This is a genomic window from Bartonella jaculi (assembly GCF_039543045.1).
Lineage (GTDB): Bacteria > Pseudomonadota > Alphaproteobacteria > Rhizobiales > Rhizobiaceae > Bartonella > Bartonella jaculi.
In genome coordinates, this window is record NZ_BAABIZ010000040.1 from 1 (window position 1) to 8124 (window position 8124).

Here is an 8124-nt window from a genome sequence, read left to right on the forward strand (position 1 = left end):
CCTGCTCGACGGGCAAACCGATAAAATCGGCAATGGCGCGTTCGGCTTTCTCGTTAGACCGTGTCCAAATGTGTTGAACACTGGATGACGAGAGTTGATAAGCTTTCGCGAGCTCCGCCAAGGTCATATTACGGCGGCGTAGCTCAGCTAAAATACTATGGCGATCCCATACTTGAATGCATGTTTGGGTGGTTGTCATAACTTTCGCTCCTGCTTCAAACGGATGCTCCCACATCCGTTTTTTGTGGGGTTAATTGTAAAATATCTGCCCTCTATAGCGGGCGGTAATAATAGTTAAAACCATTTTTCGGGTTTGTCAACCTGAAAAATGTTCTTAATGGGTATTTTTTTGGCACGTTTAGAAACAGAACCTAAAACACCATTGGCAAAACGCCTACGTGAAATAAGACGAATACTCGGAAATGAAGAACGCGGTGCTTTTGCCAAATCTCTTAATTTGGCAAAAAATACGCTTGCAAACTATGAGCTTGGTATAAATGAGCCACCAGCATCTATCGCAATTGCCTATCACAAAATTTATGGCGTAGACTTTCATTGGCTTCTCACTGGTGAAGGTGAGATGTTTAGTGATATGGCAAAAGCGAAAGCAGCAGGTTTTAAACCACAAATTATCCCTGCTGGTCTCATGAAAAAACTTGGTCGCATAGCTTATACAACCTATCGCGATGAAAACATAAAACTCCCCCCTGAAGATATAGCGGAACTCGCGGCAGAGCTTTGTATAAAGTTGCAAGAGCTGGTTCAAGACATCAACGATACGGAAGAAATAGAGCTTACCTTGCCTCTTCTAAAATTGCATTTAAAGCGCCAAATCGAGGCTGAAAAAGAACATTCCAAAACTACACAAAATTCGGCTTAATGCTCCTTTAATATGAAAAATACAGGCGCGTTTCTCTTTACATTAAGAAACTTAAATAACGCATTGTTTTTAAATAATTATTTTTACAAAAAATAGAAACGCGCCATATGGCGCATATCTTTTTTGCTTTTTTGATCATTTTTGGCTGATTTTGCAATGCGCTTCACATTTTATCGGATTTTTTTCAAAGGGTCTTCAAAGGCGGTTTTCTGGGCTTTCACAGACTTTTTAAAAATCTTCAAAGGGTTTTCAAAGACCTTTCAAAGCCTTCTCTCATTTTTACGCTCAAATTCCAATTTTCGCTCTTTTTAGCTCTTTTTTACAATTTTAGGTGTCAAAATCTATTTTGACAAAACACGCATTTAATACTAAATTTTATACATAAAAACAATAAATTACCACCTATTCCTAACTAATCCCACCTCTTCCCACTTAGTACAAAACCTACTGTCAAACTACATTTGTATATTTTGACACTAGGTTTTGTACCAATTTATTTTGTTTCACATGATTTTTTAGGGATTCTCAAAGGGTCTTCAAAGGCGGTTTTCTGGGCTTTCACAGACTTTTCAAAAGTCATTAAAGCTTCTTTAAAAATTGAACATGCGGCTTTAATCTAAAGCAAAGATTTGCAATTCCATCCTTTTCATGTACAACATTCTATTTGTAGCCACAAAATAAGCAAACGCAAAATCTTAAGAGGAGAATTGTGATAGCAAAACAAGCGCCCTTTATTTAAATAAATTCTTGGCAAGTAGCATGTTCAACTACGCGTTGCTAGCAGACTACAATACTAGAACCACCATCGCTCTTATATTTCAACTCTAGCACAATCTCTAAAACTCGACAAAATCTTCCTTATGAATACGTGCAACTATTCCGCAATCTTGTCTCACACGATCATAACGCTCAACAATAAATTAAACTATATCATTTACAAAACGAATATCAGCTATACGCTACTTCGAGACCAACCATTTTAGCCAATCACATGTGAAACAATTCATTATGAACGCTCTATAAAGCGATCGATAACCAGCTTCGATATTGCCCTCTTCATAACAAGTATTTACGTTTCAAAAAGAATATACAAAAAAAACTAACCCTGTTCGCCGTTTTAAATAATCATAATTTTCGTTCATTCACGAGCTTTCATTGCGTCTAATACCTGTTGGCGTATCTCATAATGGGTAAGCCACCGCCAACCATTGGGCGTTATTTTTCGTCCTAATTTTACTGATATTAACTCAATCTTATTTTTGCGCGCGCAATCAACAATCATTTGATCATGAGCGTTTGAACCAAAAACATGAAGAATACACGGCGGCTTAGCCAAAAGAGCCAACCGCTCAATCAACGCACAAGAAAATGTATGGGCGGGCGAATGAATCCACAATATGCAATATTTTAGCCCATGCCATTGCGTCACAGTTTCTAAAAATTGTCTCTGCGAAGCCGTACAATAATAATCCAACGGCACACACATATAGTTTTTTTGCAATGCTTCAAGCTAATCCCAATGAGAAAGAAAGCGCGCCGCAATAATCACTTCTTGTGGCTTTAGCGACTGACACAAAGGAGCAAGCATCCCCGTGTCACCTACCACAAAATAACGATATTGCTCATTATTTCTTATCATCTCCCCCACCCTTTTGTTTAAAAAATGCACAGATTTCATGAGCAAGCCGCTCACAACGTTCCCGCACCTCTTTGCTTATAACTTTCCACGTGCGTCCTTCATCATCTGATGCAAAATCCTCTTTGGCCGAAGCGACTTGACATTGTAGCGCATGTCCATAAAGCGTGCGCACCACCGGCAATAAATGCTCACACGGTTGTGCACATTTTTTGGTTGTACTCCCATGAGAGATAAGCCCAACCGGTTTACTTAAAAAAGCATCATAGGCCAAATGATCAAGAGCATTTTTTAAAACACCAGAATAAGACCCTTGATAAAGGGGACTAGCGAGTATAACATCATCAGCTGCCGCGCTTGTTTTAATAAACTATCGTACCGCAGCACTTGGATTAGCCTCTACCTGATGATGATAATCTGGATCAGCAATCGGCAAAGGCTGTTCACGTAAATCAACCCAATGAAGAGATGCACCACGCGTCAATAGGCAATCAGCCAAACAGTTTGTCAAAGTTCTTGTTAATGAAGGTTGACGTATAGACCCCAAAATAATCGCAATATTCAAGAGGATTCTCCTTTATCTTTCATCCCATAGTTCACAAAAATGGTGAACCGGACCACGACCTCTTCCTACTTGCAAAACACTTGAAGCCGCTAAAGTATTATTGAGATAATCTTTTGCTCTTTTTACCGCGCAAACTAAGGGTGTTGTCGGCAAAAGTGCTGCAATCGCAGCCGCAATAGTACACCCTGTACCGTGATCATTGGTCGTTATGAGACGTGAAGCTTCAAGTGTTACGATCCCCTCACGATCACAATAAAGGTCTGGGCTGGAATGATCATAATTATCCCCATTTGCACACGCAAGGATATTCAGGTGCCCACCTTTTAATAAAACCGCACCACAATCAAGTGTCAAAAGCTGCGGACTATATTGGTACATAGCGTTTAAAGACCATTGCACTTCACATCCCAACAACAGTGCTGCTTCAGGCAAATTTGGCGTAATCAGAGTTGACAGCGGAACAAGAACATCACGAATAATTTCAATCGCATCAGGTTTTAAAAGAACATCACCACTTTTTGCCACCATAACGGGATCAAAGACAATAAAACGCGGTTGATAGTAAGCCAAACGCTCTGCAATAATCTGTGCAATCTGTGCATTCGCTACCATACCAATTTTAACTGCATCAACATGAATATCTTCAAAAACAGAATCAATTTGGTCAGCAACAAAAGAAGCGTCCAACGCGTGAAAAGCACGTACGCCTTGTGTATTTTGTGCAACAACAGCTGTAACCACACTCATACCATAGGTCTTCATTGCTGAAAAAACCTTTAAATCGGCTTGCATTCCGGCACCACCAGAAGGGTCAGTCCCCGCAATAGATAAAATCCGTGGAATAAAAAGAGTGTCTTCGCTCCCCTGCAACCTCATGAATCTTTTTTCCTTATATTTTTAATCAGAAAATAGGTTCCCGAAAAATAGACTTTTGAAAAAACCTAAAGAAAGATGCTTTCTCGTGTAAAGTACGTTATATACACAGTCTCTTTGCAGATATACAATGGAAAATATAGTGCTTATTCTTCGTTCTCTTCTTTTTACGTTCGCTTTTTATACCACGACTTTTGTGCAAATGATTTTTTATGCACCCTTTTATTTTTTAATGCCACGCAAAAAAGCGTGGATTATTCCAAAAACATGGGCGCGTGTTACACTCTTTTTGCAAAAATATATTGCGGGTACAAACTATGAGATTGAAGGTTTAGAAAATCTTCCCAAAGGAGCCTATATCATTGCTCCAAAACATCAATCCGCATGGGAAACCTTCAGCCTTGTACCCTATTTTGATGATCCCGCTCTTATTCTAAAACGTGAACTGACATGGATTCCATTTTTTGGCTGGTATATGGCAAAAACACAAATTATCCCAATTAACCGCACAACCCCCATTAAAGCCTTGAAAACTATCCTACAAAAAGCAAAAGAAAAAGCAAAACAAGGGCGTCAAATTCTTATTTTTCCCGAAGGGACACGCCGACAGCCAGGTCAAGAGCCAGATTATAAATCAGGAATTGTTGCTCTTTACAATGAACTGGGACTTCAAGTTGTTCCCATTGCGCACAACGCCGGTTTATATTGGCCACGAGACAATTTTCGCCGTTATCCAGGAACAATTCGTGTTCGCATTCTTCCCCCCATAGAAGCTGGTTTAAGCAAACGTGATTTCCTAGACCAACTCATCCAAAAAACAGAAAAAGCCTGTGATGAATTGCTGTTATTAGCAGCTCAAGATCTTAACCCTCCACCTATGCCACCTCACGCTGTTAAAAAGCTTCAAAAACTGAGTAATAATGAAGGGGGCATTGATTTATAAAGAGAATTTATTATTTTTCACATTGAATGTGAAAATACCCAATAGAGGAATATTTTCTCATTCCAAAGCTTTTGCTTCAGAACCAAAAAACGTGTGTTTGCACATCATAAGAAAGATTGGTATGGGAATAAAAATTGTTTGAAAAAGGACTTAATATGCCTTTTATGAACCGTCTTATTGCAAAAGCAGGTGCAATATTGAAAGATGAGATTATAATTAGAGTAAAATATCTCTTTAAATATAACTGTGAAGAGCAACACAATGACGCGCTATTCTTCATGAGGCATGAGATCCTACTAAAAAACGCCACCAACAAAAACGTGAGCGACTTAGCGATCTCCATTATTTAAATGTTCTCGATATTTTTAAAACTGTAAAACTGAATTAAAAATAGATGATGATTTCTACCCCTGAAGAAAAACTAATACGGTATTAACCATCTGTCCTCTATATCATAGACTTAAAAGCTTTTTGTACTAAATTAAAACAGTTTTCAATCACTAGTAAGAAGGTATTGGACCTAGCTTAATGCAACGACTCTTCATTAATTTGTTTTTGTTTTTGTTTTTTATTTTGAGTTTAACAAGCACCCTTGCTGTAGCTCAGCCCTTTATATCTGTTGATGTTACAACGGGACGCATCTTAGAGCACCATAAAGCTTTTGAGCGTTGGTATCCGGCTTCCTTAACAAAATTAATGACTGCCTATGTCATTTTCCGTGCCATGAGCACAGGAGAAATTTCACCTAACAAACACATTACCATCAGCGAATATGCGACAAAAGCTCCTTCGTACCGCTCAGGCTATAAAGCTGGTTCTGTTCTCACACTTGATACCGCCTTAAGTATCACCATGGTTAAATCCACCAATGATTTGGCCATTGCCATGAGTGAAGCAATTGCAGGATCTCAAGAAGCTTTTGTGCAAAAAATGAATGCTGAGGCTCAACGTTTAGGCATGTTTGGAACGCATTTTTCTAATGCAAGTGGATTACCAGATCCACAAAATTACTCCACAGCACGCGATATTGCTCTTTTAGCGATCCATATTCGTCGTGAATTTCCTCAATATGCCCATTATTTTTCTATACCTGCCATTGATTTTGGTAACAAACGAAAAATCCAGCCCAATTCAAACAATCTCATTGGTCGTTTTGATGGGATAGATGGCATGAAAACAGGCTTTATTTGTGCTTCTGGCTTTAACCTTGTTGCCTCAGCAACCCGCAACAACCGCACGATTATTGCTGTCATTTTAGGTTCTAACAACGTGAGTGAAAGAGAAGAAAAAGCCGCACAATTGCTCGAAACAGGGTTTTCACATAAAGGTATACTCCACTTAACACTAGCAACACTAAAACCCTATGGCACCAAAATGACACAAGCAAGCGACATGAAACAACAAATGTGTACTCCTGAAGCCATAAAAATGCACGCCAATTCTTATGATGATCAAGGAAAGATTATCTTTACTTCACCTTTGATCAGCGCCCCACCTTCTTTCATACTTCCTTTAAAAGTACGACTCATTAGTGCACCACAGGAACCCACAATCACAGCCAAACCGCTAAAAAAATTACACATTCCACATAAAAAACAAGCAAATCCCCCTCTAACAAAAGCAGTAAACCATAATCGTTAATGAATATGGAAACAACACGCATTCCTCTTACTCTTATAACCGGCTTTTTAGGCTCTGGCAAAACGACCTTACTCAATCGTATGTTGCGCGATCCTCTTTTGGCTGAGTGTGCCGTTATCGTCAATGAATTCGGTGAAATAAGTATTGACCATCTTCTGGTTGAAAAAACGACAGAAGGAATTATAGAACTTGCAAATGGTTGCTTATGCTGTAATTTGCGCAGTGATCTTATCGATACATTGACTGATTTGATTAATCGCGTTCATACAGGAAGTCTCAAAAAACTCAATCGTATTATCATTGAAACAACAGGCATGGCTGATCCCGCCCCTATTTTACAAGCTCTTCTAAGCCACCCACTCTTAATTCAAACATTGTCGATTGACGCTGTTCTTACAACATTTGATACATTCAGCACGCCTTCCATACTCGAACACTATCCTGAAATACAAAAACAATTAGCGCTTGCTGATAAAATTATCCTCACAAAAACAGATCTTACTGATAAAAAAACACTTTCAAATACGCTTCTCAGCACACTCAAAGCAATTAATCCTACAGCGCAAATCATTGATGTCCATTCTGATCACTGCTGCTCAAGCGCATTAATAGGTAAAATGTTATGGGATGAAAAAGCAGCAAACACACAACTTAAACAACGATCCACCATTGCTCCCCACGATCATATTCACCAGTGGACCATTCGTGCTTTTTCGCTAGACTGTGAAGAACCTATGAATTACGCTACTATCGACGCTTTTTTAAATCTTCTAAAAGATCTATATGGTACTAAATTATTACGTATCAAAGCAATTATCGCATTGCGTGATGACCCGCAGCGTCCAGTAGTATTGCATGGTGTACAAACATTTTTTCATCCCCTAATAAGATTATCAGCATGGCCAAAAGGAATCGCACAAACCCGTTTTGTCATCATTGCCGATGGTGTTGAAAAAGAAGCAATAGAAAAACTTTTCAATGCTTTTTTAAACAAACCAGCAATAGATACCGCAGACAAAACCGCCATACTAGACAATCCTTTGAGCATTCCAGGAATAAAATTTTAGTTTTTCTTCCAACCTCTCATGAATGAAAATCTTTAATGAGCAATACCACCGCTTTTCGAACAGCCTCCATTACATTGCGCCATAAATACGAGCATATCGTTTGACCTCCCCCTCATCCTAAAGGACACGAAGGTTATCCTTCATAGATCTGCAACTAGGCTGGTTTTTCTTAAATAGATTGCATCTTCTCACTCCCTATGTGATTCACTTCATAGGTTCACTGGATAAGTCTTACTTAGAATATTTCACTCGTACTATATTTCACTGAGTTGATGCAAAACACTAAAAACAGACAGAGAAGGCATCGTATCTTTAATATGCATGAATACCCCTATGAAAGTACAATATTTTACAGCATGACAGAAAAAAGAACAAAGCATTCTGAAAGAAGTAAAGGGTTTACACAGTTTACTTGTAATCTATTTATATCTATGTAATAATACGTATTATGAATAGATTTGTTGGGATAGGTAAGGCCGCTCAAGCTTTGGGGGTTTCTATTAGCACTCTACGACGTTG

The 8124-nt window shown here is 38.7% G+C and carries 8 protein-coding genes and 2 pseudogenes; 5 read left to right on the plus strand and 5 right to left on the minus strand.

Going from position 1 to position 8124, the window contains the following annotated elements:
• Positions 1 to 199 (minus strand): helix-turn-helix domain-containing protein (locus ABD915_RS08425; protein WP_345117362.1); only part of this gene is annotated, 199 nt, incomplete at its 3' end.
• Between the two features lie 150 nt (positions 200 to 349).
• Between ABD915_RS08425 and ABD915_RS08430 the strand changes: the two genes are divergently transcribed.
• On the plus strand, positions 350 to 880 hold the full coding sequence (locus tag ABD915_RS08430) for a helix-turn-helix domain-containing protein (RefSeq protein WP_345117363.1): 531 nt from the start codon (positions 350 to 352) through the stop codon (positions 878 to 880).
• A 1138-nt stretch (positions 881 to 2018) separates the two neighbouring features.
• Here ABD915_RS08430 and ABD915_RS08435 read toward each other — a convergent pair.
• From ABD915_RS08435 to thiD, 4 genes and pseudogenes are all read right to left on the minus strand, one after another.
• Positions 2019 to 2366 carry a Rossmann-fold NAD(P)-binding domain-containing protein gene (locus ABD915_RS08435; RefSeq protein WP_345117353.1) on the minus strand — a complete coding sequence of 116 codons (348 nt, stop codon included), beginning with the start codon at positions 2364 to 2366 and terminating at the stop codon, positions 2019 to 2021.
• A 24-nt stretch (positions 2367 to 2390) separates the two neighbouring features.
• The gene (locus ABD915_RS08440) at positions 2391 to 2519 is read right to left on the minus strand and encodes a hypothetical protein (RefSeq protein ID WP_345117355.1); all 129 of its coding nucleotides are present in this window, start codon (positions 2517 to 2519) and stop codon (positions 2391 to 2393) included.
• Positions 2506 to 3081 (minus strand): annotated as a pseudogene (locus ABD915_RS08445) (NADPH-dependent FMN reductase). The gene ABD915_RS08440 and the pseudogene ABD915_RS08445 overlap by 14 nt, the downstream one beginning before the upstream one ends.
• A gap of 12 nt (positions 3082 to 3093) precedes the next feature.
• Positions 3094 to 3957, minus strand: a complete 864-nt coding sequence (thiD, locus tag ABD915_RS08450) for a bifunctional hydroxymethylpyrimidine kinase/phosphomethylpyrimidine kinase (RefSeq protein ID WP_345117356.1) — start codon at positions 3955 to 3957, stop codon at positions 3094 to 3096.
• Positions 3958 to 4084: 127 nt separating this feature from the next.
• Here thiD and ABD915_RS08455 point away from each other — a divergent pair, with 127 nt between their 5' ends.
• From ABD915_RS08455 to ABD915_RS10335, 4 genes and pseudogenes are all read left to right on the plus strand, one after another.
• Positions 4085 to 4897 carry a lysophospholipid acyltransferase family protein gene (locus tag ABD915_RS08455; RefSeq protein WP_345117358.1) on the plus strand — a complete coding sequence of 271 codons (813 nt, stop codon included), beginning with the start codon at positions 4085 to 4087 and terminating at the stop codon, positions 4895 to 4897.
• Between the two features lie 528 nt (positions 4898 to 5425).
• Positions 5426 to 6538, plus strand: coding sequence for a D-alanyl-D-alanine carboxypeptidase family protein (locus tag ABD915_RS08460; protein ID WP_345117360.1), 1113 nt, complete (start codon positions 5426 to 5428; stop codon positions 6536 to 6538).
• A gap of 5 nt (positions 6539 to 6543) precedes the next feature.
• Positions 6544 to 7605 carry a CobW family GTP-binding protein gene (locus ABD915_RS08465; RefSeq protein ID WP_345117364.1) on the plus strand — a complete coding sequence of 354 codons (1062 nt, stop codon included), beginning with the start codon at positions 6544 to 6546 and terminating at the stop codon, positions 7603 to 7605.
• Between the two features lie 448 nt (positions 7606 to 8053).
• Positions 8054 to 8124 (plus strand): annotated as a pseudogene (locus ABD915_RS10335) (IS607 family transposase); the annotation flags it as partial.

Coding starts and splice junctions, on each gene's coding strand:
- ABD915_RS08455 (WP_345117358.1), top strand. CDS start 4,085: ATGGAAAATATAGTGCTTATTCTTCGTTCTCTTCTTTTTACGTTCGCT.
- ABD915_RS08460 (WP_345117360.1), top strand. CDS start 5,426: ATGCAACGACTCTTCATTAATTTGTTTTTGTTTTTGTTTTTTATTTTG.
- thiD (WP_345117356.1), bottom strand. CDS start 3,957: ATGAGGTTGCAGGGGAGCGAAGACACTCTTTTTATTCCACGGATTTTA.
- ABD915_RS08440 (WP_345117355.1), bottom strand. CDS start 2,519: ATGATAAGAAATAATGAGCAATATCGTTATTTTGTGGTAGGTGACACG.
- ABD915_RS08465 (WP_345117364.1), top strand. CDS start 6,544: ATGGAAACAACACGCATTCCTCTTACTCTTATAACCGGCTTTTTAGGC.
- ABD915_RS08435 (WP_345117353.1), bottom strand. CDS start 2,366: ATGTGTGTGCCGTTGGATTATTATTGTACGGCTTCGCAGAGACAATTT.